22 protein-coding genes and 1 pseudogene are annotated in these 25,678 nt (G+C 57.1%); 13 read left to right on the forward strand and 10 right to left on the reverse strand.

The genetic code is table 11. The annotated features are described in order from the left end of the window. Positions 1-265: pseudogene (locus VEV40_RS06125) on the forward strand (lactate utilisation protein LutB domain-containing protein); the annotation flags it as partial. A gap of 78 nt (positions 266-343) precedes the next feature. After that, entirely contained in the window at positions 344-967 is a 624-nt protein-coding gene (locus VEV40_RS06130) for a LutC/YkgG family protein (protein WP_324830895.1), read from the forward strand. An 87-nt stretch (positions 968-1,054) separates the two neighbouring features. On the opposite strand, the gene fucP is transcribed toward VEV40_RS06130, so the two are convergent. From fucP to VEV40_RS06165, 7 genes are all read right to left on the reverse strand, one after another. Further along, positions 1,055-2,311, reverse strand: a complete 1,257-nt coding sequence (gene fucP / locus VEV40_RS06135) for an L-fucose:H+ symporter permease (RefSeq protein WP_324830896.1) — start codon at positions 2,309-2,311, stop codon at positions 1,055-1,057. Between the two features lie 8 nt (positions 2,312-2,319). After that, the gene (locus VEV40_RS06140; RefSeq protein WP_324830897.1) at positions 2,320-3,162 is read right to left on the reverse strand and encodes a fumarylacetoacetate hydrolase family protein; all 843 of its coding nucleotides are present in this window, start codon (positions 3,160-3,162) and stop codon (positions 2,320-2,322) included. Further along, positions 3,159-4,460 (reverse strand): enolase C-terminal domain-like protein, encoded by a 1,302-nt coding sequence (locus VEV40_RS06145; RefSeq protein WP_324830899.1) that lies wholly within the window; start codon positions 4,458-4,460, stop codon positions 3,159-3,161. The genes VEV40_RS06140 and VEV40_RS06145 overlap by 4 nt, the downstream gene beginning before the upstream one ends. 24 nt (positions 4,461-4,484) lie before the next feature. Continuing rightward, positions 4,485-5,240: an SDR family NAD(P)-dependent oxidoreductase gene (locus VEV40_RS06150; RefSeq protein ID WP_324830900.1), complete on the reverse strand. Its 756-nt coding sequence runs from the start codon at positions 5,238-5,240 to the stop codon at positions 4,485-4,487. Further along, positions 5,237-6,472: a sugar ABC transporter substrate-binding protein gene (locus VEV40_RS06155; protein ID WP_324830901.1), complete on the reverse strand. Its 1,236-nt coding sequence runs from the start codon at positions 6,470-6,472 to the stop codon at positions 5,237-5,239. The genes VEV40_RS06150 and VEV40_RS06155 overlap by 4 nt, the downstream gene beginning before the upstream one ends. Before the next feature lie 2 nt (positions 6,473-6,474). After that, complete coding sequence (locus VEV40_RS06160; protein WP_324830902.1) at positions 6,475-7,542, reverse strand: Gfo/Idh/MocA family oxidoreductase; 1,068 nt, start codon at positions 7,540-7,542, stop codon at positions 6,475-6,477. Positions 7,543-7,663: 121 nt separating this feature from the next. After that, positions 7,664-9,244, reverse strand: coding sequence for an alpha-L-fucosidase (locus VEV40_RS06165; protein ID WP_324830904.1), 1,581 nt, complete (start codon positions 9,242-9,244; stop codon positions 7,664-7,666). Between the two features lie 214 nt (positions 9,245-9,458). On the opposite strand from VEV40_RS06165, the gene VEV40_RS06170 reads away from it, so the two are divergent. Then, positions 9,459-10,292, forward strand: coding sequence for an IclR family transcriptional regulator (locus tag VEV40_RS06170; RefSeq protein WP_324830905.1), 834 nt, complete (start codon positions 9,459-9,461; stop codon positions 10,290-10,292). A 3-nt stretch (positions 10,293-10,295) separates the two neighbouring features. Here VEV40_RS06170 and VEV40_RS06175 read toward each other — a convergent pair whose 3' ends face one another. Beyond that, positions 10,296-11,090, reverse strand: a complete 795-nt coding sequence (locus tag VEV40_RS06175; protein WP_324830906.1) for a hypothetical protein — start codon at positions 11,088-11,090, stop codon at positions 10,296-10,298. Positions 11,091-11,423: 333 nt separating this feature from the next. Here VEV40_RS06175 and VEV40_RS06180 point away from each other — a divergent pair, with 333 nt between their 5' ends. The 4 genes from VEV40_RS06180 (at position 11,424) to VEV40_RS06195 (ending at position 14,246) form a co-directional block, all read left to right on the forward strand. Then, positions 11,424-12,434, forward strand: a complete 1,011-nt coding sequence (locus VEV40_RS06180; protein ID WP_324830907.1) for a metallophosphoesterase — start codon at positions 11,424-11,426, stop codon at positions 12,432-12,434. Positions 12,435-12,489: 55 nt separating this feature from the next. Further along, positions 12,490-12,903 carry a c-type cytochrome gene (locus VEV40_RS06185; protein ID WP_324830908.1) on the forward strand — a complete coding sequence of 138 codons (414 nt, stop codon included), beginning with the start codon at positions 12,490-12,492 and terminating at the stop codon, positions 12,901-12,903. Positions 12,904-12,976: 73 nt separating this feature from the next. Further along, complete coding sequence (locus VEV40_RS06190) at positions 12,977-13,513, forward strand: sigma-70 family RNA polymerase sigma factor (protein WP_324830909.1); 537 nt, start codon at positions 12,977-12,979, stop codon at positions 13,511-13,513. Beyond that, the gene (locus VEV40_RS06195) at positions 13,500-14,246 is read left to right on the forward strand and encodes an anti-sigma factor (protein WP_324830910.1); all 747 of its coding nucleotides are present in this window, start codon (positions 13,500-13,502) and stop codon (positions 14,244-14,246) included. Before VEV40_RS06190 ends, VEV40_RS06195 begins: the two co-directional genes overlap by 14 nt. A gap of 59 nt (positions 14,247-14,305) precedes the next feature. Here the strand turns inward: VEV40_RS06195 and VEV40_RS06200 are convergent, their stop codons facing one another. Next, positions 14,306-14,770 carry an Lrp/AsnC family transcriptional regulator gene (locus VEV40_RS06200; RefSeq protein WP_324830911.1) on the reverse strand — a complete coding sequence of 155 codons (465 nt, stop codon included), beginning with the start codon at positions 14,768-14,770 and terminating at the stop codon, positions 14,306-14,308. 101 nt (positions 14,771-14,871) lie between these two features. Here VEV40_RS06200 and hutH point away from each other — a divergent pair, with 101 nt between their 5' ends. The 4 genes from hutH to ilvA all read left to right on the forward strand — a co-directional run bounded on the left by hutH (position 14,872) and on the right by ilvA (position 20,870). Continuing rightward, positions 14,872-16,395: a histidine ammonia-lyase gene (gene hutH, locus VEV40_RS06205; protein ID WP_324830913.1), complete on the forward strand. Its 1,524-nt coding sequence runs from the start codon at positions 14,872-14,874 to the stop codon at positions 16,393-16,395. Positions 16,396-16,469: 74 nt separating this feature from the next. Next, positions 16,470-18,137, forward strand: a complete 1,668-nt coding sequence (gene hutU / locus VEV40_RS06210) for a urocanate hydratase (RefSeq protein WP_324830914.1) — start codon at positions 16,470-16,472, stop codon at positions 18,135-18,137. Continuing rightward, positions 18,134-19,381: an imidazolonepropionase gene (gene hutI, locus VEV40_RS06215; RefSeq protein WP_324830916.1), complete on the forward strand. Its 1,248-nt coding sequence runs from the start codon at positions 18,134-18,136 to the stop codon at positions 19,379-19,381. The genes hutU and hutI overlap by 4 nt, the downstream gene beginning before the upstream one ends. 277 nt (positions 19,382-19,658) lie before the next feature. After that, entirely contained in the window at positions 19,659-20,870 is a 1,212-nt protein-coding gene (ilvA, locus tag VEV40_RS06220) for a threonine ammonia-lyase (protein WP_324830917.1), read from the forward strand. Between the two features lie 12 nt (positions 20,871-20,882). Here the strand turns inward: ilvA and VEV40_RS06225 are convergent, their stop codons facing one another. Then, a complete protein-coding gene (locus tag VEV40_RS06225; RefSeq protein WP_324830918.1) occupies positions 20,883-21,893 on the reverse strand; it encodes a LacI family DNA-binding transcriptional regulator in 1,011 nt (336 codons plus the stop codon). A gap of 302 nt (positions 21,894-22,195) precedes the next feature. Here VEV40_RS06225 and VEV40_RS06230 point away from each other — a divergent pair, with 302 nt between their 5' ends. Together VEV40_RS06230 and VEV40_RS06235 are read left to right on the forward strand one after the other, a co-directional pair. Further along, positions 22,196-23,962, forward strand: coding sequence for a CRTAC1 family protein (locus VEV40_RS06230; protein WP_324830974.1), 1,767 nt, complete (start codon positions 22,196-22,198; stop codon positions 23,960-23,962). Continuing rightward, entirely contained in the window at positions 23,959-25,659 is a 1,701-nt protein-coding gene (locus VEV40_RS06235) for a CRTAC1 family protein (RefSeq protein WP_324830919.1), read from the forward strand. The genes VEV40_RS06230 and VEV40_RS06235 overlap by 4 nt, the downstream gene beginning before the upstream one ends. Positions 25,660-25,678 lie beyond the last annotated feature (19 nt).

Here is a 25,678-nt window from a genome sequence, read left to right on the forward strand (position 1 = left end):
CATCGGGATGAAGACCATGGCGCACATCTTCTCCGGCCGCCGCCATTTTGAAGCCGCGCAGCGCCTCGGCCGAATCGGCCAGTGGCCCTTCGTGTCTGATGGATGGGTGAAACACCTGCCCGGAATGCTGGGGAACTGGACTTCTGTGCGCGATCTGCGTCCGCTGCCAAAACAGACTTTCCGAAGTTGGTGGCGAGAACGAGAAAAGGCGTCCGTCGAAGCAACCTCCAGTTTCTCGCAACCTCCAAAAGATTTGTCATCCTGAGCGGAGCGCGCAGCGCGGAGTCGAAGGACCTGTTTTCTGTTTTGCTGTGGCACAATTTTGGTTTAAAGGGTCAAGTCAATGTCTGATATAACAAACGCGCGCGAAGCCATCCTCAACCGCATCCGCGCCGCAAATGCGACCACATCGCATTCCGAATATCAGGCCATCGAGCGCGAATACCAACAAACCGCCAGCCTCGACCGCGAAACAATCCTGAAGATCTTCATCGATCACCTATATGAATACGACGCGCGCATCTCTGAAGCAAAAGCGGATACACTTGCCACTGCCATTGCCGATGTCATGAAGTCGGGCAATCAAAAGTTCGCCATAGTCGCTAATGATTTTCCAGAACAGAATCTGCCGCCCGGCTTTTCATGGCAACGCGAATTAGAAAGCACGACCGACCAGCTCAACATCGCGGAAGGAGCAATCTCTGGCTGCGAAGTAGCTATCGCCCACACCGGAACCATCATCCTCAAAGGCGCGCGCAAGCTGACGCTCCTGCCCGACCGCTTCCTCTGCGTTGTCTATGAGAATCAAATCGTCGAGACAGTCCCGGAAGCCATAGCAGCGTTGGAGCAATACAAAACCGAGCCGCTGACGTTCGTATCCGGCCCATCTGCTACAGCCGACATAGAAATGACGCGCATCCGCGGTGTCCACGGCCCGCGCTTCCTGGACGTAATACTCGTCCGATAGACAGATGTGTTTTTAGGTAGAAGCCCCGGCCTTCAGGCCGGGGAATAGAACATTCGTCGATGAGGGCCTTTATCCCAGCGTGCAGCCCTAGGCAGAAACGTGCCGCACCCGATACCCGCGCACCCCGAAATAAAGCACAAACAAATAGCAGGCCAGCGGCACAAAAAACGCAGCCTGAATGTTCGTAGCATCCGAAATGCGCCCCATCAAAGCAGGAAAGACCGCTCCGCCAAGAATCGCCATCACGACCAGCGATGAGCCACGTTTCGTATACGGTCCCAGGTGACGAATGCTCAATGCGAAGATGGTCGGAAACATGATCGAGTGAAAGAACCCGAGCAGAACGATCCCTGCCAGCGCCGCATCACTATGTGTAAAAATCACTGGAAGAACCGAAAGCACGCAGCCCACAGCAAAAGCCGCCAGCATGTGCGCCGGCTTGATCCTCTTCATCAGCGCCGACCCGGAAAACCGTCCTATCATGAACCCCAGCAGATGCAGCTTCAGATAATTCGCTGCCACAGTGTCCAGCGTGCCTGGATGCGCATGTTGCACCAGCCGTATCACGAAACTCGCCACGCCCACCTGCGCGCCGACATAAAAGAACTGCGCCGCCACACCTTTCAGCAGGTGCGGAAACGCCAGAATCCCCGAAAAGCGCGTCGATTCTTCTTCCGCTTTCTCTTCCTGAACCACCGGCAGCTTCGCCGAAAAAATAATCAGCGCCATCACGAGAAAAATTCCGACGATGATCATGTAAGGCAGTCGGACTACGTCCGCTTCTGATCCGGCCGGCGCTGCATGGGCACGTGAAAGAATAAACGCCGACCCAAAAATCGGAGTTACCACAGCGCCCACAGCGTTGAACGACTGCGCCAGATTCAGTCGTTGTTCTGAAGTCTCGGGCGGCCCCAGAAACGTCACATAAGGATTCGACGACACCTCAAGAAACGACTGCCCGCAGGCCATGACAAACAGTCCAAGGAGAAAAACCGCATAGACATGGATCGAAGCAGCCGGAATGAACAGGAACGCTCCGCACGCACAGATCAGCAGCCCGCAAACGATGCCGCGCTGATAGCCAATCTTCTCCATCAGCCGCCCAGCAGGCCATGCCGCTAGGAAATACCCTCCGAAGAATGCCACCTGCACAAATGAAGACTGAAAATCCGTCAGGTGAAACGCGCCCTTAAGGTGCGGAATCAGAATGTCGTTCAGATTGACGCCAACCGCCCACAGAAAAAACAGGCTGGTAATCAGCATCAGCGGCAGAATGTAGCGACGCTCGGTGAGCGGTCCGCCCGTCTGCGGCGTCGATGTCGAGGAAATGCGCGTCACACCCATAGATGCAGCTATTCTCCCGCGACTACAGGATTCACCAGCGTCCCCAGCCCGTTGACATCGGCAGTGATCGTCTCGCCCGCCTTGAGCCAGCGCTGAGGCGTGCGTCCTAGTCCAACACCCGCAGGTGTGCCCGTGCTGATAATGTCCCCAGGCTGCAGCGAAGTAATCGAAGAGATGTACGCAATCAAATCCGGCAGCTTGAAAATCAATTCCCGCGTATTCGAGTGCTGCAGGACCTCGCCGTCAATCGAAAGTTTCACATCCAGATTGTGCGGGTCGGCAACCTCATCCTTTGTCACAATCGCCGGCCCGAGCGGCGCGAACGTGTTGAAGCTCTTGCCCAGCGTCCACTGCGATGTCGCCAGTTGCACATCGCGCGCGCTCACATCATTCAGAATCGTATAGCCGAAGATATGCTCCCGCCAGTCATCGCGCGCAATGCGGCTGCCGCCTTTCCCGATCACGCAGGCAAGTTCAGCTTCATAGTCCGGCTGCGAAGAAATTGAAGGCAGCTCAATCGCCGTATTCGCGCCGATCAGTGCGGAAGGCAGCTTCAGAAATATCGTCGGCACTTTAGGAATCTCCATCTTCGATTCCACCGCATGATCACGATAATTCAGGCCTACGCAGAAAATGCGCGGCGGATCCGGCAGTGGAGCCAGCAGCTTCACGGAATCCAGCGCAATGCGCGGTCCCGAAGCAAGGGAATCAGCCGCCTTCAGCGCTTCTTCACCACCGTGAATCACGGAAAGCACGCTGCGAAAGCGCGACGATACATCCACAATCGAATCGTCAATCAGCAATCCGGGTCGCGCCACCGCGTCAGTTTCGGCAAACGTAACGAACTTCATTCATTTCTCCAAAAGCGTCCATCCGGATAGCTGTAATCCTGCAGTGTCTCCGGATAAATCTCAGCGCTGTATCCCGGCTTTTCCGGCAGCATATAATGCGCGTTGCGAATCCGCACCGGATCGACAAAGTGCTCATGCAGATGACCGACATACTCTGTCACGCGGTCCTCAAGCGTGGTCGAAACCCGCAAATAATCAAACGCCGAAAGGTGCTGCACATATTCGCACAGCCCAACTCCGCCCGCATGCGGACATACCGGAATGTTGAACTTCGCCGCCATCAGAATTACGGCAAGGTTCTCATTCACGCCTGCAAGACGGCAGCTGTCAATCTGACAAACATCAATCGCATTGGCCTGCATCAGTTGCTTGAACATCACGCGGTTATGGCAATGCTCACCCGTCGCGATGCGTACATTGGGGACCTCGCGCCGGATGCGCGCATGACCCAGAATGTCATCCGGGTTTGTCGGCTCCTCCATCCACCAGGGATCCACCTCCGCCAATCGCCGCGTGTGCTCGATGGCTTCCTCAACATCCCATTTCTGGTTGGCGTCCATCATCAGCTTCTTGTCCGGGCCAATCGTGTTCCGTAGCAGGCGCGCGCGCCGCAAATCATCATCCGGCTTTCCGCCGACTTTCAATTTGAAATGCTTCCAGCCTTCGGCCAGTCCCTCGCTGGCCAGCCGCACAATCTTCTCATCGTTGTAGCCGAACCATCCGGCGGAAGTCGTATAAGCCGGATAGCCCGTCTCCTGTAGCTGCTTGAGCCGCGTATCCATACAGGCTCTGCGCGACCGCAGAAGCTCCAGTGTTTCATCGCTGGTCAGCGCGTCGTTGATGTAGCGGAAATCAATGGCGCGGACAATCTCCTCCGCATCCATGTCACTCAACAGTTTCCACAACGGCTTACCTTCCACGCGCGCATACAGGTCCCAGATCGCATTTACCAGCGCGCCGGTCGCAAGATGGATCACGCCCTTTTCGGGACCGAGCCAGCGGAACTGGCTGTCGGATGTCAGCAGCCGGTAGAAGGCCCCAAGGTCATCAGTGATGGAAGATAGCGTGCGACCGACAGCAAAGTGTGAAAGATACTTGAGCGCCTCGACGCACAGCTCCGTCCCGCGCCCAAGCGTGAAAGTCAGCCCATACCCAGTCGGCCCGTGTTCAGTTTCAAGAATGCAGTAAGCAGCCGAATAATCTGGATCGACATTCACCGCGTCAGAGCCGATATGTTCCCGCGAAGTAGGGAAGCGCAGATCGATGACGCGCGCGTGAGTAATCTTCAGTTCGCTCAATCGGAATCGCTCTCCTTCTACCTGCTATACAGCCGTCCATCCGCCATCGATGTCCAGCAGCGAGCCGGTCATGAACTCTGCTTCGTCAGAACACACATATCGAATCAGCGACGCAATCTCTTCCGGTTTGCCCATGCGACCCATCGGTTGGCGCGCATGCAGCTCAGCGCGTACCTTGTCCTTTTCCTGCGCGTGATATTTATCCAAGTAGCCCTCGACGAATGGTGTATGCACCGTCCCCGGGCAAATACAGTTCACCCGCAGCTCTTTCGCATACTCAACCGCAAGTTGCCGCGACATCGCCAGCACCGCGCCCTTCGTTGTGCAATAGGCAAAGCGTTGCTTGATGCCAACCTGACCGGCGACTGACCCGATGTTCACAATCGAGCCGCGTACTTTCAGCAAACGCGGCAGCAGTGCGCGTGTCACCAGATAAACCGACTTCACATTCACTTCCATCAGCCGATCAAAATCCTGCGGCTCGACTTTTTCAATCGATCCCACATTGGCAATACCGGCGTTGTTGACCAGAATGTCGAGCCTATTAAGCTGCGCTGCAACCGCCTCAATCGATTCGCGGTTCGTCACATCCATATGCGCAGCCTTCCCATTTGGCAGCGTCCCTGCCAGCGCCTGCGCAGCTGTCAGGTTAATGTCCGCCACAATCACCGAAGCCCCGCCGCGCGCCAGCTCTCTGCATGTGGCCTCGCCAATACCGCTCGCGCCGCCGGTCACCAGCGCCGTTTTCCCGTCCAGTCGAAATGCGTCTCCGCTACTCATCGAAATGCAATCCTTTGTACGTCTATGCGTTGCTGCCCTCGTGCCAGAATCGCAGCCGAAGGCTCCTCAGTCTTCAGTGCTTCCATGGCGACGTCGTTCAGAATCTCCGCAAACGCAGGAAGGTTCCGGCTGCGTGGCAGCCTGCGCGCTCCCAGAGAAATCTCCTCGATTCTGGCATACGCGGGAATCTGCTTCTGCACGTCGGCATTCCTCCAGGTCGAAAGCCGCACTCCAACCGTGCCATGCTTCACGATGCCCAGGTCCATCTCCGGCTGTGTCAGGAAGTGGATGAAGTCATACGCGGCCTGCTTGTTCTTCGATCCCGTCCCGATCCCCAGAGTCCAGAAGACCGAGAGTGACGCGGGCGGCTTGCCTTCATCCGCCGGAATCGGCGCAATCGCAATCTTGCCCTGAAGAGGAGAACCCGGCCGGTCGCAGCGCGCAGCAAAGCCAAACCAGTTCACCATCATCGCAATCGCTCCAGACAGCACCACATCGCCCGAGCGCGTCGAATCAAAATCCGCCGCTCCCGGATAACACATTGACGTATCGCGTATCGTGTTCCGGTAAAAATCCAGTGCAGCCGTCGCTTCCGGAGTGTCTAAAACCGCCTTGCCATCCTTGTCTTCAAACTCGCCGCCCCGGCTCCATAGCTGCAATGCAAAATCGTAAAGCGTATTGTGCCCATCCGGAAATGCCGCAAACAGCGTCCCATAGAGATTCTCAGCAGGCCGGGTAAAGAAACGCGCCATATCTGAAAACTGCTTCCATGTCGACGGCGGCTTCAATTCGTAACCGTATTGATTACGAAATCGCTCCTGCTCGCCGCGGTCCTCAAAAAGGTCCTTCCGGTAGATAAGGCATTCCGGCCCATCGTGCCACGGCAGCGTGTAAAGCTTATCGCCAAATATCAGAGGCTCGACAATCGACCGCGCCCATCCCTGCGGCCAGTCCGCCACTGGTTTCTGCTTCATATATGACGCCAGTTCTTCGACTGCGTACTCATCCACCGCCTCGGCCAGCCAGTCCGTACTGATGTAGCCAATGTCCCATGTGCCGTTGCGCAGCCCATTCTTCTCGAACATCTCGCCATGCAGCTTATGCAGGTCCAGCGGAACAGCCTCGAACTCCACTTCCGGATGCTGCTTGCGATAAATTTCGATCTCTTCGGCAAGCGCATTCTCAAAATCCACAAATTCCCGGACCGCGATGCGCAGGCGTGTAGTTGGCATATTCAGTGCCCCATCAGCGGAACCCCGTCCCGCTCGTTTGAAATATACGCGGCCTCAACCGTCCGCATCGTGTCGATTGCGTCTTCAACGCTGGTCGGCAGCGTTTTTACGTCGCCATTCACATAAGCCTGCAGCGATCCCATCGAGCCGATAAACGCATCCGGAAACCAGTTGCCTTCGGTCGGCAGCGCCTGCCATCCCTCATCCGTCCGCGCGAAACTCAGCGAATCCGGACGCCCCTTCGGATAATCGAGATTCACGCCCATCACCGCGTGGAGCGCTCCTTCAGTCCCTTCCCACTGCACATAACTATGCTGCGAATCCTTGAACTTATGGCCGTGATTCGTCGCAATATACACGCGCTTACTGCCGTCGTACTCGAGTATGATCACGCTTTTGGTTGCCGCCAGCTTTGCCGTTCGCGGATTCCGTACCGTTTTCGCCAGCACTCGTTTCGGATTGCCGAACCACGACCGCGCCAGGTCAACATAATGAATGCTGTGGTAAAGAATCTCTAGCCGCGGTGCTGTCGCAAGAAAAGTCCACAGGTCCCAGGGCGTGAAGACGTTCACCCGGACTTCCATGTCATGTATGTCGCCCAGCAGGCCTGCATCGGCCATATGCCGCGCCGCCATCATCACCGGCGCATAGCGCAGCTGGAAATTCACTGCCGCGGTCAGCCCCTTTTTACAGCAGATTGCCAGAATCTGCTCCGCTTCCGCGAGCGTATTCCCCATCGGCTTCTGAACCAGGGCAGCCGCGCCGTCCGGAAGTCTGGGCAGCACATCAAGAATCGCCCCCGCCGGTACAGCCACATCAAAAATGCAGTTGGCAGGCGATTTCCGAATCGCCTCATCCAGCGACGAAGTAGCGAGCGGAACGGAAAACTCAGCGGCCACCGCTGCCGCCCTCTCAGGATTCGCGTCTACCAGCGCCGCCACCGGAAATCCCGCTTTTCGATATGCAGGAAGGTGCGCGTCACGCACAATCCCGCCAGAGCCGACTACGATAATCGAACGCGGCTGCCGCGGCAGAGGCGGCTTCTGCTGAATACGGGCTGGAATGTCCATGCTCACGACAAAGAAAAGGAAAGCGCTCTCAAACTTCTATATGTAAAACTTATTATTTGTCAATAAAACATTAGCGGCCAGATGCGCCAGACCAAAGTCCGACGAATCTCGCCTACGCCATTCATTCGCCCGGAGGCGAAATCTTAAAGCTGTAAGCATAATCGCCTGGGGCCTGCGCCGGAAGCTCCAGATGCAGCCCATCGCTTTCCTGGGTGAAGTGAATCGCCCCGCTCGCTCCCAGCAGTGAAACATTCCCCACCTTGAACCCGCCGCCCTCGCCTAGCGAATGAATCACTAGTTTTCCGTCCGCAGGCCAGCCCATCGCAATTGCATACAGTGTCTTACCTTTGGTCGTAAACCGGATGTCCTGCGCCGTATAGGGCTTCGTATCCGCGTCGTTGAATGATCCCGCAACCACCTTCGTCGGGCCTTCGCCGTAAACCGTCCACGGTCTCGTCCCATAAATGGCATCGCCATTCACCTTCAGCCACGCGCCCATATGCTTCAAAATCGACTGCGCTTCCTCCGGAATCGTCCCATCTGACTTCGGCCCAATATTCAGCAGCAGGTTCCCGTTCTTGCTCACAATGTCAATCAACTGCCAAACAATGCTCTCCGGCGACTTGTAAGTATCGCCCTTGATGTACCCCCACGACTTCTGGCTGACAGAAGTATCCGTTTGCCAGTGCTGTTCTCGAATCTTGTCCAGTTGCCCGCGCTCAATATCCAGCACTGTCGTTCCGTCCGGAAACGCATTGTTCTTCCGGAACAGCACCACCTGCTGTCCATTCTTCGCCGCCTCGTTGTAATAGAACGCCGCAAACCGCTGCAGATACGGCTGGAACGTGTCCTGCTCCACCCACCAGTCGAAATACATCAGCTCCGGATGATACCGCTCTACAATCTCGCCGCTGCGCGCCAGCCAGTCATTCAGGTAAGCTGTATCGGGATGCCCCGTCTGGTCTTTGTCCGGATCGATGCCCACATGCGCCGGCCCATAAAACGAAGCATACTTCGGGTCCTGAACGTCTGAAGGGAACTGCCGCCCGCCGTTCATGAACCAGTAATGCTCCGCACGGTGCGACGACGCCCCAAAGTGCAGCCCTTCGGCCAGAATCGCCGTCCGCAGCTCGCCGATAATGTCCTGCTTCGGCCCCATCTTCGCAGCGCACCAGTCGCTCAGGTTGGAGTTGTACATCTGGAAGCCGTCATGGTGTTCCGCCACCGGAATCACATACTGCACGCCTGACTCCTTGAACAGCGCGGCCCACGCCTTAGCGTCAAAGTCCTGCGCCTTGAACATGGGGATAAAGTCCTTGTAGCCGAACTTGGTCTGCGGCCCGTAGGTCTCCACCTCATGTTTGAACTCGGGACTGCCCTGCACATACATATTCCGCGGATACCACTCGTTCCCAAATGCCGGCACCGAATACACGCCCCAGTGAATAAAAATCCCGAACTTGGCGTCTTGATACCACTCCGGAATCTTGTACCCTTTCAGCGAGTCCCAGCTTGGTTGAAACGGCCCTTCATGCGCCGCCTTGTCCACATCGGCCAGCACCGCCGTGCGCTGCTTGTCATACTTCGCTACCGATTTCTGCCAGACGATATCGTCCGCATTAGGCTGCTGCGCCACGGCAATCAATCCGGCGCTCATCACCACCATCCCGGCCAAAACTCGCAACCCACGTTTAGCTCTCAAGCTCATTCTCCTATTTGTCCCTGCGGTGAAACAGGTTTTCCTCTGCGCACCTTAGCGCCCTCAGCGGTAGAGGTTTTCGCCTGCAGAGGCAAGATGTACGCCGAATCACTCCTTTTATACGCTAAACACCCTTTTGACCGGCAACACCAAATGCTCTACAGTCTTTCCGAATGGCCGGTTTACAATCGCTGCAATCCCCCACGGGGCACCCACTTTGAAGACGCCAAAACGACGCTACCCGACTCCGGCCCTTGAAAAAGGCCTCGACATCCTTGAACTTTTCGCACTTGAACCGTCCGGCCTGACCAAGAGCGACGTTGCCCGCCGCCTCAACCGCACCGTCTCGGAAATCTTCCGCATGTTGTTGTGCCTGGAGGAGCGCGGCTATATCAGCCGGTCGGACGAAGACGACCGCTTCCGTCTGAGCCTCAAAATCTTCCGCATGGCGCTCGAATACCCGCCCACTAAGCGCCTCGTCGCCGAAGCGCTTCCCGTCATGCAGGACCTGGTGCACGAGCTCAACCAGTCCGTCCATCTGGGAGTACTCGAAGGTGGCCACGTCGTCATCATCGCGCAGGCCGATTCGCCCGTCAGCCCTGGCTTCTACGTCAAGGCCGGCTCCATCGTCGATCTCATGCACGCCGCCACTGGCCACGTCATCCTGGCCCACATACCGCGCGAGCAGTGCAACCGCGCTGTAGAAATTTGGCAGCACCAGACCGGCAACCGCATTCCCAAGGATTTAGAGGAGCATCTCGCAAAAATACGCGAGCAGGGATACGAAGAGCGTGACAGCTACCAGATACGCGGCGTCATCAACATCACCTATCCCGTGTTGGACGAGAACAACAATGCGGTCGCCGCGCTCACCGTACCATACCTGGCGCGACTCGAAGATCCGGCCACGCCCAGGACCGTGCGCGCCGCTCTCCGCGAAGCCAGCCTGAAGCTGACAGAAGCCATCGGCGGTACGCACCATCCCGCCATCGCACAAGCCGAAAAGAAACCAGCAAGAAAGCCGAGAGCCCCGCAGCCCCAACCCGCTTAAACCTTATTCGCGATTAAAGACCATGATGTCGGGTTTGTCGCGTCCCGGTATGTGAATGGTCATGGTGAGGATTTTGCTGTCTTGGGAGATCTCGATCTGCTGCGTATAGAGGGTCTTGCCATTAATTTTGTCGATGCGCTCAACGCTGCGATCGTTGATGCGACGCCCTGAGGAGGCATAGCCCGCGGGCACATTAGGACCGGAGCCGGGATAGTCCTTGCCGTCAAATTGGAGGCTTTGCGTTACCTGGGCGGAGACGTTGGTAAAGGAGAGCCCGCCATCCTGGAATGGCTTGATCTCCATCTCGTAAGTGGAGTTGACGTCTTCCGTAGTGCTTTCCCATGTGCCTACAAAGCCAGCGGCAGGGCCAGAGATGCGCTGGTAGATGTAGTGCAGATTGGTGGTGGTCCCGTTGTTGTGATAGCCGGTAAAGTTGTCGGTTAATGTTTTGCCGTCGGGGGAAAGCTCCCATAGTCCGATGATGGTGGTGCGGCCGTTGGTTTTGCGGATCACCTTCCAGTTGTTGGCGTCCTGGACGATGATGGCGAGGGTGCTGCCGAAAAGACCGGGCTGGTCAGTGCCGTCGGCTACGATGGTTTCGACATTGTCGCCAGAAAAATTGAGGTTATATTTGTCCGGCCCAGCTGATTCGACTTTCATCTGATCGGTGAGACGGCTATGTGCGGGATCAAGCTTCCATTTGCCGAGGAAGGGAATGACCGAATCGCCGGGAGCTGCATAGAGAGTGCTGGTTAACACGGCGAGAGTGAGCAAAAAGCGTAGAGTGCGTTTCGTCATGGCTTGCTCCGTGTATGAACGGTGCTGCTTTGGCTGCACTGTTAGGTATGCATGAGAGTGACCAATCGGGATGCAGCCAGAAGAGGTGGAATTAGCGGGAGCTAATTATCACAAAAGTAATGGTTTAGGCGCGCGATGAGCGCGGAGCGAACGCAATGTGGAGCAGAAGAGATGTTCGCCATCGGACAGCATGTGTGCTGAAGCGGACACTCAACTTGGAGGAATGCCTCTATGTGTACCAGGCTTTCCGCTTTATCTAACTCCCGCGATGGAATAAATTCCTCATCCCTCAGTTCTCCTCGATGAACTCATATTGCAGGAGCAACATCAGGCATGAAAAAAAATACGACTCATCCTGAACCGGATGTCCTCGACTCATCCGCATCATTGGACGGCATCGACAGGCGCGGTTTTCTCAAGTGCATGGCCTGGGCTGGGACAGGCGTGGTCTGGAGCTTCGCCGGGGGCGTTCCCATATCGCGCGCTTTTGGATTGCCGATGCGCGGCTCCAGACAAGAAGACTTCAGCTTCGTCCAGATCAGCGACAGCCATATCGGTTTTAACAAGCCCGCGAACACCGATGTTACTGGGACACTACAGGCCGCTGTAGACAAAATTCTCTCCGCACCCGGCTCGCCCGATTTCCTGATCCACACAGGCGATCTGACACACACTTCCAAGCCATCTGAATTCGACACCATGGACCAGGTGCTCACCGGCGCCAGGCGGCAAATATTCTATGTCCCCGGCGAGCATGACACCGCCGTCGACGACGGCAAACTCTACCTTGAGCGCTACGGCAAGGATGCTGCCGGAAATGGCTGGTACAGCTTTGACCACAAAGGTGTGCACTTCGTTGGCCTGGTGAACGTGGTCCAACTGGAAGGCATGGGCAGGCTTGGCCAGGCGCAGCTTGACTGGCTGAAGAAGGATTTGGCTTCACGCAAAAGCAGCACCCCAATCGTGCTTTTCGCCCATATTCCTCTCTGGGCTGTCTACCCAGACTGGGGATGGAGCACGTCGGACAGCGAGCAGGCCTTCTCTCTTCTCAAGCGCTTCGGTTCCATCACCGTCCTCAACGGACACATCCATCAGGTCATGCAAAAGGTGGAAGGCAACGCGACCTTTCACACCGCCATGTCCACCGCCTTTCCCCAGCCTGCTCCCGGCTCGGCTCCATCGCCGGGCCCGGTGAAGGTATCAGCGGAGAAATTGCGCGGCGTGCTTGGGATCGCGGAAGTTCATTTTGTGGCGCAGCGTCATTCACTTGCAGTCGTCGATTCCACGCTCACTGCTAGGGCCGAGAAACAAACTTCTTCAGGCGCGGAAATGAGCAACAGGTGATCCACGAAGGTGCAGGGCTAAACGGGAGCGAATCGAGCATGATGTCGGAGCAGAAATGATGTTAAGACAAAACTCAATCCTGTCGTGGATGGTCGGTGTTGCAATGGCTACGGCGCTGCTCTCTGGTCTGGCCATCTTTCCTCGCGCCAGTAGCGCCTATGCCAGTGCCGATGCTGACCGAGGCAAGCAACTCTTTGAAAAGCGCTGCACCGGATGCCACTCCCTCGACCGGAACGAGGAGGGTCCGCGGCTGCGTGGCGTTTACGGCAGGCAGGCGGGCAAATCGCCCGGCTTTACATATTCAGCGGCGTTACAATCGTCGCAACTAACCTGGAATGATGCTTCGCTCGATAAATGGCTCATGGATCCCGATTCGCTCATCCCTGATAACGGTATGGAATTCTATGTTGCAAATCAGGATGAACGCGCCGACATTATCAGCTATTTGAAGAAACTGTCTACGAAGTAAGCACGACTTAAATGTTTCCGCGAGAAGGAAATTTTAGCCCTGAAATGTAAGAACCCATGGGGTTGCACAGGAAATGGACCCTGAGTTTTTTGAACAGCTTGCAATGCCGCTGTTCGATTCGTTGTATAACCTCGCCCACTGGTTGACTGGCGACCGTGTCGACGCGGAAGACCTGGTGCAGGAAACCTATGCCAAGGCATTGAAAGGATTCAAGTCATTTCAGGAAGGCACCAATCTGAGGGCATGGATGTTCCGTATCCTCCGCAACACGTTTCTCACATCGCGCAGTGGCCTGGCGGCACGCAGTACCTCGTCGCTTGAAGACGAGGAGGAAGAAGCAGGGGCGCTCGCCGCGCATAGCATCACGCCGGAGTCCCTCCTGCTGAGAAGTGAGGACCGGCAGCGCGTACTCGACGCGCTGGCGGAGTTGCCCGTCCATTATCGCGAGATTCTTCTGCTGTGCGAAGTCGAGGAGCTTTCCTACCGGGAAATAGCCGATGTGCTGTCGCTACCCATCGGCACTGTCATGTCACGCCTGTCACGCGCAAGAAATTCGCTGCGCCGGCTGGTGGAAATGCCATCCATGAGGTCTCAACATGAGTCCGTTTGATTGCGACACTGACGTGCTGGCGCAGTATCTCGATGGCGAACTGCCGCTGGACCAGGCCGGCCACATTCGGCAGCACATCAGCGAATGTCCGCGCTGTGCAGCCGAGGTCGGTGCGCTCATCAGCATGAAACGCAGCCTGCGCGCCGCCGACGGCCATTTCACGCCCGCGCCCGAATTCCGGCGGAAGATACAACAGCAGATTTCGCGTAGGCCCCACCGCGGCTGGGACCTGCGTCTTTCGTGGGTCTTCGCCGCACTGGCGGTGGTTCTCATCGCCCTTGTCTGGTTGGAACATCCGCGCCATGCGGATGCCTTCACTGAGGTCGCTGATTTGCATGTCAGCGCTTTGGCCAGCGCGAATCCGGTCGATGTCGTTTCCACGGACCGCCATACCGTCAAGCCTTGGTTTGCCGGCCGGATTCCGTTCAGCTTCAATATCCCCGAACTGCAAGGGACTGAGTTCACATTGCTTGGCGGACGAATCGTCTACCTGGACCAGCATCCCGGAGCGCAGCTCATCTTCGCTTATAAGCAGCACAAGATATCTGTGCTCATTTTTCGACAGTCTTCTGCCCCGGCAAATGAGCTGACTGATGGGGGAAAGGTGGAGAAGCGCAACACCTTTAACATCGCCGCATGGAACGAGCAAAATCTGCGCTTCATAGTGATCGGCGACACAGCTCCTACCGAAATGGATAAGTTGATCCAGTTGATAAAAACCGCAAATGAATAGTCGGATAAACCAATGCGACCTCTCACTCTTCTCGAAGAGATATGAGTGAGACAGGCGCCTCACCTTCGAGACCGCAAAAACTCAAAATGTTTGTGCGGCACAGGAGATGAGAGCACGATGCTTGTAGTCGGAATCCCGTAAGGCAAAAGGCGCTCAATCACCTGCTCCAGCTCTGCGATGGAGGCCGCCGTCACCTGCAGGAAGAAGGCGTCACCTCCGGTGACGTGATGGCATTCCCGGACTTCGGGCAGCTCTTTCACGAACTTGAGGAAAGGATGATAGCGCGGCCCGTCGCAGGTCATGCGAATGATGGCCAAGATCGGCAGACCAAGCGCTTCGCGGTCGATCTCGACCGAGTAACCGCGGATGATTCCTGCATCTTCCATGCGTCGCAGGCGCTCGGCGGTAGCTGAAGGGGACAGCCCGATGCGTCGTCCCAGATCGGCATAGGAAGCGCGCGCGTCGCGTTGAAGCTCGATGAGCAGCTTTCTGCTGTAATCATCCAGGATTTCCGGTGAATCCATTGAAATAATCTCCTAAATAGATGAAAACCATTATAGGTAGCTATAAATTCAGTGGAAATGCCATGTACGGGGAAATGTATGACTCGGTACCATTGCGAGTCATGGCAGTAGCAGCACCGCTCGCGCTTTCCGGACAAGCGCTCACCATCGAAGAAATCGCATCTGTGGCGTTCGACAGCCGCGAAGTTACAGTGGCCGTCGAAGCATGGCCTAAGATCAGGGCATCACGCGAAGTCGTGGAAAAAGTTGTCGTCAACGGCGAGACTGCCTATGGAATCAATACCGGATTCGGCAAGCTGGCCGATGTCCGCATCTCAAGTGGCGACCTGAGCGCGCTCCAGCACAATCTGGTTCGCAGCCATGCCAGTGGACTTGGCGAGCCGCTACCCGAGCCGGAGACTCGCGCCATGCTGCTGCTCCGCGCTAACGTCCTGGCCAAAGGGCACAGCGGCGTACGTCCGGTTGTGCTGGAGACACTGATCGCGCTGCTCAATCACGGCGTTCATCCTGTTATTCCGTCGCGCGGGTCGGTGGGGGCAAGCGGAGATCTTGCGCCACTCGCGCATCTCGCTCTGGCGTTGATTGGCGAAGGGGAAGTCATTTACAAAGGCGAGCGAGTCGGGGCCTGCTGCGCGATGCTCGAAGCCGGAGTGGATCCACTTACGCTCGAAGCCAAGGAAGGATTGGCGCTGCTGAACGGCACGCAAGCCATGGCTGCAACCGGAGCGCTTGCGCTTGGCCGTGCATTGCGCGTGACCCAGCTATTTGATCTCGCCGGGGCGATGTCGCTCGAAGCGCTGCGCGGGACACCCACTCCGTTTGATGAGCGCATCCACACGGCCCGCCCGCATCGCGGACAGATTGAGGCGGCCGCGCATCTCCGCCGCCTGCTCGCAGACAGCGAGATACGCGAATCGCATCGCCACAACGATCCACGCGTACAGGACGCTTACTGTCTGCGCTGCATGCCGCAAGTCCACGGGGCCGCTCGCGGCGCGCTTGCTCATATCCGCGAAGTCATCGAGACAGAAGCTGGCTCGGCCACCGACAATCCGCTGATTTTCACTGACGGAGACGACATCCTTTCCGGAGGCAACTTTCACGGCGCTCCGCTCGCTCTCGCGCTCGACTATGCAGCCATTGCTCTGACTGACCTGATGAGCATTAGCGAGCGCCGCATCGACCGTCTCATCAATCCGGACATTAACGAGGGACTTCCGCCGTTCCTGTCTGATACGCCGGGCATCTCATCCGGCCTGATGATCGCGCACGTTGCCGCCGCCTCGCTGCTCAACGAGGCCAAAGTGCTCTCACATCCGGCAAGCGTAGACTCGGTGCCGACTTCCGGCGGCAAGGAAGATCATGTCTCTATGGGCATGACCTCGGCGCTCAAGTTGCGGCAGGTTGTCGAGAATGCAGAGCGGGTGCTGGCGATTGAGATGATGTCAGCAGCGCAGGGGCTGGATTATCGCGCGCCACTTAAGCCGGCTCGTGAAGTGGAATGTGCGCGGATTGTTGTTCGCGGCGTGGTGCCGCGCCTTGTGGAGGACCGCGTATTGTCGGGGGATATCGAGAAGTTAGCAGACACGATTAGGTCAGGCGCATTTGACGATTGGAGAAACTAGCATTGGGTGCATTGGGTGCATTGGGTGCCCCACATCTCGAAGAGATGTGGGTTCCTCCTAAAGGAGAAACAGAGATGTTAGAGACAACTACAGAAGTCATTCGCGCTCCGCGAGGCACCGCGCTCAATACCAAAGGCTGGCAGCAGGAAGCCGCGCTGCGGATGCTGATGAACAATCTTGATCCGGAGGTGGCTGAACGTCCTGACGACCTCGTTGTCTACGGCGGAACCGGCAAGGCCGCGCGTAACTGGGAGTGTTTCCACGCCATCGTCCAAGCTCTTAAGGGCCTGGAGAATGACGAAACGCTGCTTATCCAGTCGGGTAAGCCGGTGGGCATCCTGCGCACGCATGAAGCGGCCCCGCGCTTGCTGCTGGCCAATGCCAACCTTGTCGGTAAATGGTCGAGCTGGGAGCATTTCCACGAACTGGAGCGCAAGGGCCTGATGATGTACGGCCAGATGACGGCCGGTTCGTGGATCTACATTGGCAGCCAGGGCATAGTACAGGGAACGTACGAAACGTTCGCCGAAGCCGGGCGCCAGCATTTTGGATCGCTTGACGGCAAGTTTGTCGTTTCAGGCGGAATGGGTGGGATGGGCGGCGCGCAGCCTCTTGCCGCGACTATGAATGGCGCTCGTTTCCTGGGAATCGATGTTGACCCGGCTCGCATTGAGAAGCGGCTGGCAAGCGGATACTGCGACCACATCACGCGGACGCTCGATGAAGCGCTCACTATCCTCGATGCGGCAAAGAACGAGGGAAAAGCGATTTCCGTTGGGCTAGTAGCGAACGCGGCTGACGTGCTGCCGGAACTTATCCGCCGCAACATTGTTCCCGATGTGCTGACCGACCAGACCAGCGCGCACGATCCGCTGAATGGATATGTGCCGAATGGGATGAGTCTGAAAGAAGCGCTCGATTTGCGTCAGCGCGATGCGGACGAGTACACGCGGCGCTCCATGAAAACGATGGGAGAGCACGTGAAGGCGATGCTGGAGCTGAAGCGCCGAGGCGCGGTCACATTCGACTACGGCAACAATATCCGTGCGCAGGCGAAGCTGGCCGGGGTGGAAGACGCATTTGAAATTCCGGGCTTTGTGCCGGAATATATTCGTCCGCTCTTCTGCGAGGGCAAAGGGCCGTTTCGCTGGGTCGCGCTCTCCGGCGACCAGAAGGACATTTACCGGACGGACGAGCTTGTGCTGGAACTCTTCCCGGAAGACGCGAGTCTTCGCCGCTGGATTGAGCTTGCGCAGAAGCGTATCCACTTTCAGGGACTGCCCGCGCGTATCTGCTGGCTCGGTTATGGGCAGAGGGCAAAATTCGGCGTTGCCATGAACGAGTTAGTTCGCAAGGGCGAGATCAGCGCGCCGATTGTGATTGGCCGCGACCATCTCGATGCTGGCTCCGTCGCGTCGCCCTATCGCGAGACAGAAGGGATGATTGACGGATCTGATGCTGTCGCTGACTGGCCGCTGTTGAATGCGTTGGTCAACACAGCGGCGGGCGCATCGTGGGTGAGCATCCATAACGGAGGAGGAGTGGGTATCGGCTATTCGCATCATGCAGGCATGGTTGTTGTCGCCGATGGATCAGATCTGGCGGCGCAGCGACTTGAACGGGTGCTGACCACAGATCCGGGAACCGGCGTGCTGCGCCATGTTGATGCAGGCTATGAGAAAGCCATCGAGTTTGCTAAGGACAAGGAGATTCGCGTGCCGATGAGCGAGAGGCACGCTTGAGCCAATCATCACTCCTCGTTACGAACTGCTCTCAGCTGGTGACACTGGTGGGGCCGGCGCGTCCGCGCATTGGCCCGGAGATGCGGGAACTGCACATCATCAACGATGGCGCGATGCTGGTGAAAGATGGACACATTGCAGAAACCGGAACAAGGGAGCAGGTTGAACCGCTGGCTGAAGCGGATACACACGTTGTTGATGCTGGCAGGCGGGTCGTTATGCCGGGGTTTGTGGACGCGCATACGCACTTAGTCTTTGCCAGCAACCGCGCTGATGAGTTCGAGATGCGCTGCGCAGGCATGACCTATCAGCAGATCGCAGAGCGCGGAGGCGGAATACGATCCACGGTCCGCCGCACTCGCGAGGCCACGGAAGATGAGTTGGTCACTATAGGACAGAAACACGCTGGCTGGTTTCTGCGAGGCGGGACGACGACGGTCGAGGCGAAGTCCGGATATGGCCTGACTGTCGAAGACGAACTAAAGCTGCTGCGTGCAGTGCGCCGTGTTTCGGAAACAACACCCCTGCGCTGCGTTCCGACGTTTCTTGGCGCGCACGAAATTCCTGACGAGTACAAATCGCGACCCGACGATTATGTCGATCTGGTAGTGAATGAAATGATTCCCGCCGTTGCCGCTGGAAAACTGGCGGAGTACTGCGACATTTTCTGCGAGGCTAAGGTTTTCAGCGTAGCCCAGGCAGAGCGTGTGCTGACAGCGGCAAAGCAGCATGGACTTGGCCTGCGTGTACACGCCGACCAGTTCACATCAAGCGGAGCGGTTGAGCTTGCAGCTAAACTGGGTGCGAGGACAGTGGACCATCTGGAACAAACTACGCCGGAATCGATTGCCGTCATGAAAAGGGCAGGCGTGCAGCCAGTGTTGCTGCCGGGTTCGGTTTATGCCATTGGTTCGCAGAAATATGCGCCTGCGCGAGCGATGATCGAAGCAGGACTGCCGGTCGTGATTGCCACGGATTTTAACCCCGGTTCGTCGCCCACGGCTTCGATGACGATGATTCTGTCGCTTGCATGCACGCAGATGAAGATGACACCGGCGGAAGCGATTACAGCGGCAACCGTGAATGCGGCGTGGAGTTTGAATCGAGGATACAGGATAGGTAGCCTCGAAGCCGGTAAATCTGCGGATTTCGTCATCCACGATGCTGGAGACTATCGCGAGCTTGCGTACTATTTTGGCGGTCACCGGGCACATGCTGTTTTCGCAGCGGGCATGAGAGTTTGACGCAGCCGCGCGGCTCTGATACTGATAAGTCAACCGCCATGGAAATCAGCAGCCAGCGCCGTGAAGTAGTTCCGCAGTCCCGCGCGATTGCCATTTCCATTTGCATCGGCATCATTCGAATTACTTTCGAACAACATGCGGGTGCATAAGGCGACCGGAGTTTAGAAGCAACACAGAGCCACCACCCGCAACGGGTGGTGGCTTTTTTATTACCACCCCAGTACGTGAATACCGCGCGTGCCGGGAACCCGGTTTTTGGCGTGAGGAAGTCATAGGAATGAGCGTGTCATTAGAAGACGTACAGGCAGCGCGGGCGCGGGTCCGCGACTTTATCTATTGTTCACCCGCGCAGCACTCGGCAGCGTTATCGCAGATGACGGGGCAGGAGGTGTTTCTCAAGCTCGACAACCTGCAGCGCACGGGGGCCTTCAAGGAGCGCGGCGCCCTCAACAAGATTCTCATGTTGACGGAAGCCGAAAAGTCGCGCGGCGTGATTGCCGCTAGCGCGGGCAATCACGCTCAGGCCGTCGCATTTCATGCAACACAGCGCGGCATCAAGGCGCGCATTGTGATGCCACTGATGACGCCGCTGGTGAAGGTGTCTTCGACCTCCGGGTTCGGCGCAGAGGTTGTGCTGCATGGGGCGAATTACGATGAAGCCTATGCAGAAGCGACGCGACAGGCGGAAGCGGACCGGATGACATTCCTGCATCCGTTTGACGACGCGCAGGTGATTGCCGGGCAGGGGACCATCGGGCTCGAATTGCTGGAACAGGTGCAGGGGCTTGAGGCGGTTGTCGTACCCATCGGCGGCGGCGGACTCATCAGCGGTGTGGCCTGCGCCATCAAGGAAAGCAATCCGAAAATTCGCGTTGTAGGAGTGCAAACCGAGCGGCTGCCCTCGATGCTGCGCGCCACGGAAGCCGGCAAACCGATCACGGTTTCGGCTGAAGCAACCATCGCAGACGGCATTGCCGTGCGGCGCGCGGGTGAGCAGACACTAGCTCTAGTCCAGAGCTATGTCGATGAAATTGTGACCGTGGACGAGGAAGAAATCGCGAAGGCGATCCTTATTCTGCTGGAACGGGAGAAGACTCTGGCGGAAGGCGCGGGCGCGGTTGCTCTGGCCGCATTGTTGCAGCGTAAAACCTCACTGAATGGCCAGCGGACAGCGGTTGTAGTGGGCGGCGGCAACATCGACGTCAGCCTGCTGGCGAAGATCATTGAGCGCGGTCTGGTGAAAGACGGACGGCGTACGCGGCTGCGGATTCATCTGACGGACAGGCCGGGAGCGCTGCATCAGCTTACGAAAATACTTGCCGATGTACGGGCCAACATTGTGCAAACGGCGCATGACCGCGCCTATTACGGTGTGAACCTAGGCGACACCGTCATTGACTTTACGCTGGAAACGCGCGGCTATGAGCATATCCGCGAGATAGCTGATGTGTTGACCGCAGCCGGCTATCGCCATGAGAGGATCGAGTGATCCGGTGAACGTCTAGTGTTTGCCGGCGGGTCTTGGGCCAGTTGATTTGCGCACGATCAGGGTAGGCTGAATGGGATATTCGGCCCCTTTGACTGCACCGGATTGGTAGGTGTTGTAGAGCGCGCGAAAGGCCATTTTGGCGATTTCCTGCCGCGATAATCTGACTGTGGTGAGCGCGGGTCGCGTGAAAGCGCTCAACTCAATATCGTCAAAACCGATAATGGAAATGTCGCCCGGGATTTCGAGGCCGCGCTCAAAGATTGCGCCCATAGCACCGATTGCCGTGAGGTCGTTGGACGCGATGACTGCCGTTGGACGCGACTTCAGATCGAGTAGGCGCGCCATCCCCTCATGTCCTCCGTCAGTGCGGTGGTTGCCTTCTTCAATGAGCTGAAGATCAAGATGTAGGCCGTTGCGCTTCATGCTCTGGATAAATGCGCGTTTACGGATACGCGCCGATTCAAGCGACATTGGGCCTGCAATGAAGGCGATGGCCTTGTGTCCCAGGCTGGTCAAATGCCCCACTGCCGCGTCGACACCTGAGGCATAGTCAACGAGGATGTTGCTGATGCCTTTTTGCGGGACGGCGGTATCGAGAAAGGCCAGAGGAATTCTGCGGTTATGGAATTCATCGATCAGATGTTCGGCGATTTCCGAAGTCATGATGGCTACGCCGTCCACCTTGCGCTGCAGCATCCGGCTTACGCATAGTTCCATGCGGTGCGGGTCGTAGTTGGTGTTTGCGATCAGCACTTCCTGGCCGTGCTGCACAGCAATGTCTTCAAAGCTCTTGACTAACTCGGGAAAAAACGGGTTAGTGATGTCGGAGATGATCAGCCCATAGAGGCTGCTGCGTCCTGAGCCGAGTGCGCGCGCGTTGGTGTTGGGGTAGAACTTTAGCGTTTCTATCGCTCGGCGCACACGCTCGGCTGTTTCCGGCGTGACCTTATCGGAGCCGTTGATGGTGCGGGAAACAGTTGCAGTGGAAACTTTGGCGAGCTTGGCAACCTCTTTAATGTTCATACCGGTTCTGAAGTCGAGGGCAAACGGCAAGAATTTTGCGGATGCCTGTACGTCTCAAAAAGAATAAACACTTTAAAGATTGGATAGTATCGCAAAGCGACAGATTGTGACACGGTTGCGGCTTCATGCACTTCGGGCTGAGACGAACACCATGCCAAATCTGCTATATTCAGCGCGTGTCCCGTTGTAAAAAAAGGTGCCATTTGTACAGAGGCGGACGTGTGTCTGCCACTTCCATTTTTCTTATTTTCTTCGCAATTCTGTCCGCACGCGGACAAACGCCTCAGCCTGCCCAGGCCCCGATGGGAGGCAATGCCACGGGAGGGGTCCATGCGCCCGTCCATGACGCTGAAAACAGGCCCATTACCGCCGGCGGATTCGTAGACAGCGGCCCAGTTATTTTTCAGGACATCAGCAAGCAGGCGGGTCTGACGGTCTGGCGTCACCAGATGGGAGTTCCGGAGAAGCAGTTCATCATTGAGACGAATGGCTCTGGCGTGGGGCTGATTGACTACGACAATGATGGCTGGCTGGATATTTATCTCGTAAACGGCTCGACCTATGAAGCCGAACAAGGCAAAGCCACAGCTCCGCACGCGGCGCTCTTCCACAATAATCATGACGGCACGTTTACCAACGTCGCTGAGAAAGCCGGAGTCACCAACGATCGCTGGGGTTTTGGAGTCGCGATCGGCGACTACGACAACGACGGCTGGCCTGACATATTTGTCGGCAATTACGGCAAGAACCGCCTGTATCACAACAACCATGATGGGACCTTCACCGACGTTGCCGAGAAGGCCGGAGTCACGCTCGGCAACTGGTCAACCGGGGCCACGTTTGGCGACTACGACGGGGATGGCCGTCTCGATCTGTTCGTGCCGGGGTATATCCACTACGACATGAGCAATCCGCCGGTACCGGGAACGAAGGCTGTAGGGTTTTCGGGATGCCAGTTCCGCGGCGTTGCAACCATGTGCGGCCCGCGCGGCCTTCAGGGGGAGCACGACCACCTCTTCCATAACAATGGCAACGGCACGTTTACCGATGTGGGCGAAAAAGCAGGAGTGAGCGACCCGAACGCCTATTACGGCTTTTCTTCCATCTTTGTTGACCTGAATAACGATGGCAAAGTCGATCTAATAGTCGCCGACGATTCGACGCCCAACTACCTCTACATCAACAAAGGCAATGGCACGTTTGAGGACGACAGTTACGCCTCGGGATTTGCCCTCAACCAGGACGGGCGGGAGATTGCGGGCATGGGCATTGCAGTTGGCGATTACCAGAACAATGGACTGCTCGACATTGTCGCCACTGATTTTTCTGACGACTACAAAGTCCTGTTTCATAACGACGGCGACGCCAATTTCACTGACGTAAGCTACCACGCGGGCATCGCGCAGGAGAGTATTCCATTTCTCGGCTGGGGCGTTGGTTTTATTGACTACGACAACGACGGGTGGAAAGACATTTTCATGGTCAACGGGCATGTCTATCCGCAGGTGGACAAGTATGACTGGGGCACCAGCTTCGCCGAGCGGCCGCTGCTATACCACAATATGAAAGGCCAAAAGTTCGAATATGTGCCTCCGGTGAAGGGGACAGGACTTGCTGATGTGGTCGCGGGACGCGGAGCGGCGTTTGGCGATCTCTTCAACGACGGCAAGATCGATGTGGTCATCAGCGTGATGGACAGCACGCCGGTGCTGTTGCGTAACGTGAATGCCGACAACCATCACTGGGTAGAGATGAAGCTGATTGGCGGGCCGAAAAGCCCGCGCGACGCTGTAGGCGCGACGGTTTACCTGACAGCAGGCGGCATCAAGCGGCGCGACGATGTGTTGAGCGGCGGCAGTTACATTTCTTCCAACGATCAGCGTGTTCACTTTGGGCTTGGCGAAACGACCAAGGTTGATCAGGTCGAGATTCATTGGCCCAGCGGTGCGGTTGAGAAGCTATCTCTGCCGAACATCGACCGCATTTATACCGTCCAGGAAGGCAAGGGCATTGTCGGTGAGCTGTGCACGGCCTGCGAGAAGTCCGGCAAAGAGTCGAAGTCTAAATGATGGGTTTTTGCCAGGGTCGCCTCCGCACGATCGGCACCGCTATCGTGTGCGGATTGTTCCTGCTGCCTGCGATCTGCCGTGCTCAGACACCCACTCCGGGAAACTTCATCGAAGTTACTGATGCGGTCGGCATCCACTTCCTGCATCAGGCGCCGCATACCTCGAAGAAGTATCTGATTGAGACGATGGGGTCGGGGGTTGCGCTCTTTGACTACGACAATGATGGACGGCTCGACCTGTTCCTGGTCAATGGTGCGCCTTTTGGCGATCCAACTCCTAAGGGGACTATTCCGCAGAAGACGGGGCCTGAATATTGGAACCGGCTCTATCACCAGAAGGCCGATGGCACTTTTGAAGACGTGACGGAGAAGGCAGGACTGCAAGGCGTTGGATACGGCATGGGGGTCGCTGTCGGTGATTACGACAACGACGGCTATGAAGACCTGTATGTGACCGCTTATGGCGGCAACAAGCTCTACCACAACAATGGCAACGGCACGTTTACCGATGTCACGGCCAAGGCCGGTGTTGGCGGCAGCGGCTGGTCGACCAGTGCGGCCTGGGTCGATCTGGATGGCGACGGGCGGCTCGATCTTGTTGTCCTGCGCTACATCAAGTGGGACTGGGACGATTTGTGGTGCGGTGAGCATCGCGAGGGATATCGCGGCTACTGCCACCCCGACGTTTTCCAGCCCATCACGATGCTGGTCTACCACAACAACGGCAATGGCACTTTTACTGAGGAAGCGCACAAACTTGGTCTCGACAAGCCTGCGAAGGCCCTGGGCATCGCCATTGCCGATTACGACCACGACGGGCATCCTGACATCTTTGTCGCCAACGATTCGATGGTGGAATATCTCTTCCACAACAAGGGTGACGGGACCTTTGAAGAAGTGGGCCTCGATTCAGAGGTTGCGGTCGATAGCGAAGGCCGGACGTATGCCGGAATGGGCGTGGATTTCTCGGACTACAACAATGACGGCCTGCCTGACCTTGTCGTGACCGATCTGGCGAACCAGAAGTATGCACTTTATCAGAACAACGGCGACGGCTCGTTTACGTATTCGAGCTACACGTCGGGCGTTGCGGGCATGACTCTGCTGCATTCCGGATGGGGCATTCGCTTCATGGACTACGACAACGACGGCCGCAAGGACCTGCTGATCGCCCAGGGGCATGATCTGGACACGATTGAGAAGACCTTTCCGCAACTGCATTACCGCGAACCTCCGCTGCTGGCCTGGAACGCGAATGGCAACAAGTTCATCGACGTTTCGGCGATGTCGGGCGCTGCGTTCACCAGGCGCTGGGTAGGGCGCGGTATGGCCATCGGTGACATCAACAATGATGGACTGCTGGATGCTGTCATCACCGAGAATGGCGGCCCTGCGCACATCCTGCTCAATAAGACGAAGACCGATAATCACTGGCTGGGCATCAAGCTCGTTGGCCACAAGAGCAACCGCGATGGCATTGGGGCGGTCATCAAGATCACTACGTCAGCCGGGCCGCAGTGGCAGACGGTGACAACCAGTGTCGGCTATCTTTCATCGAGCGACCCGCGCGCGCATTTCGGTCTGGGTAAGGATGCATCGGCGCAGACGGTAGAAATCCGCTGGCCGAGCGGCATCGTGCAGACGCTCAAAGATGTGAAAGGCGACCAGTATGTGACGGTGGATGAGGCGGCGAAGTGAACCGGCTCACGGGCCATTT

This window comes from Alloacidobacterium sp. (assembly GCF_035631355.1).
Lineage (GTDB): Bacteria > Acidobacteriota > Terriglobia > Terriglobales > Acidobacteriaceae > Alloacidobacterium.

What these genes read in the sequence shown, in the direction of transcription:
- VEV40_RS06175 (WP_324830906.1), bottom strand. Translation starts at nt 11,090, where the DNA reads ATGACGAAACGCACTCTACGCTTTTTGCTCACTCTCGCCGTGTTAACC.
- VEV40_RS06200 (WP_324830911.1), bottom strand. Translation starts at nt 14,770, where the DNA reads ATGGATTCACCGGAAATCCTGGATGATTACAGCAGAAAGCTGCTCATC.
- VEV40_RS06155 (WP_324830901.1), bottom strand. Translation starts at nt 6,472, where the DNA reads ATGCCAACTACACGCCTGCGCATCGCGGTCCGGGAATTTGTGGATTTT.
- VEV40_RS06180 (WP_324830907.1), top strand. Translation starts at nt 11,424, where the DNA reads ATGAAAAAAAATACGACTCATCCTGAACCGGATGTCCTCGACTCATCC.
- hutH (WP_324830913.1), top strand. Translation starts at nt 14,872, where the DNA reads ATGGCAGTAGCAGCACCGCTCGCGCTTTCCGGACAAGCGCTCACCATC.
- VEV40_RS06230 (WP_324830974.1), top strand. Translation starts at nt 22,196, where the DNA reads ATGGGAGGCAATGCCACGGGAGGGGTCCATGCGCCCGTCCATGACGCT.
- VEV40_RS06195 (WP_324830910.1), top strand. Translation starts at nt 13,500, where the DNA reads ATGAGTCCGTTTGATTGCGACACTGACGTGCTGGCGCAGTATCTCGAT.
- VEV40_RS06140 (WP_324830897.1), bottom strand. Translation starts at nt 3,162, where the DNA reads ATGAAGTTCGTTACGTTTGCCGAAACTGACGCGGTGGCGCGACCCGGA.
- ilvA (WP_324830917.1), top strand. Translation starts at nt 19,659, where the DNA reads ATGAGCGTGTCATTAGAAGACGTACAGGCAGCGCGGGCGCGGGTCCGC.
- VEV40_RS06185 (WP_324830908.1), top strand. Translation starts at nt 12,490, where the DNA reads ATGATGTTAAGACAAAACTCAATCCTGTCGTGGATGGTCGGTGTTGCA.
- VEV40_RS06150 (WP_324830900.1), bottom strand. Translation starts at nt 5,240, where the DNA reads ATGAGTAGCGGAGACGCATTTCGACTGGACGGGAAAACGGCGCTGGTG.
- VEV40_RS06130 (WP_324830895.1), top strand. Translation starts at nt 344, where the DNA reads ATGTCTGATATAACAAACGCGCGCGAAGCCATCCTCAACCGCATCCGC.
- VEV40_RS06225 (WP_324830918.1), bottom strand. Translation starts at nt 21,893, where the DNA reads ATGAACATTAAAGAGGTTGCCAAGCTCGCCAAAGTTTCCACTGCAACT.
- VEV40_RS06190 (WP_324830909.1), top strand. Translation starts at nt 12,977, where the DNA reads ATGGACCCTGAGTTTTTTGAACAGCTTGCAATGCCGCTGTTCGATTCG.
- VEV40_RS06235 (WP_324830919.1), top strand. Translation starts at nt 23,959, where the DNA reads ATGATGGGTTTTTGCCAGGGTCGCCTCCGCACGATCGGCACCGCTATC.
- fucP (WP_324830896.1), bottom strand. Translation starts at nt 2,311, where the DNA reads ATGGGTGTGACGCGCATTTCCTCGACATCGACGCCGCAGACGGGCGGA.
- VEV40_RS06160 (WP_324830902.1), bottom strand. Translation starts at nt 7,542, where the DNA reads ATGGACATTCCAGCCCGTATTCAGCAGAAGCCGCCTCTGCCGCGGCAG.
- hutU (WP_324830914.1), top strand. Translation starts at nt 16,470, where the DNA reads ATGTTAGAGACAACTACAGAAGTCATTCGCGCTCCGCGAGGCACCGCG.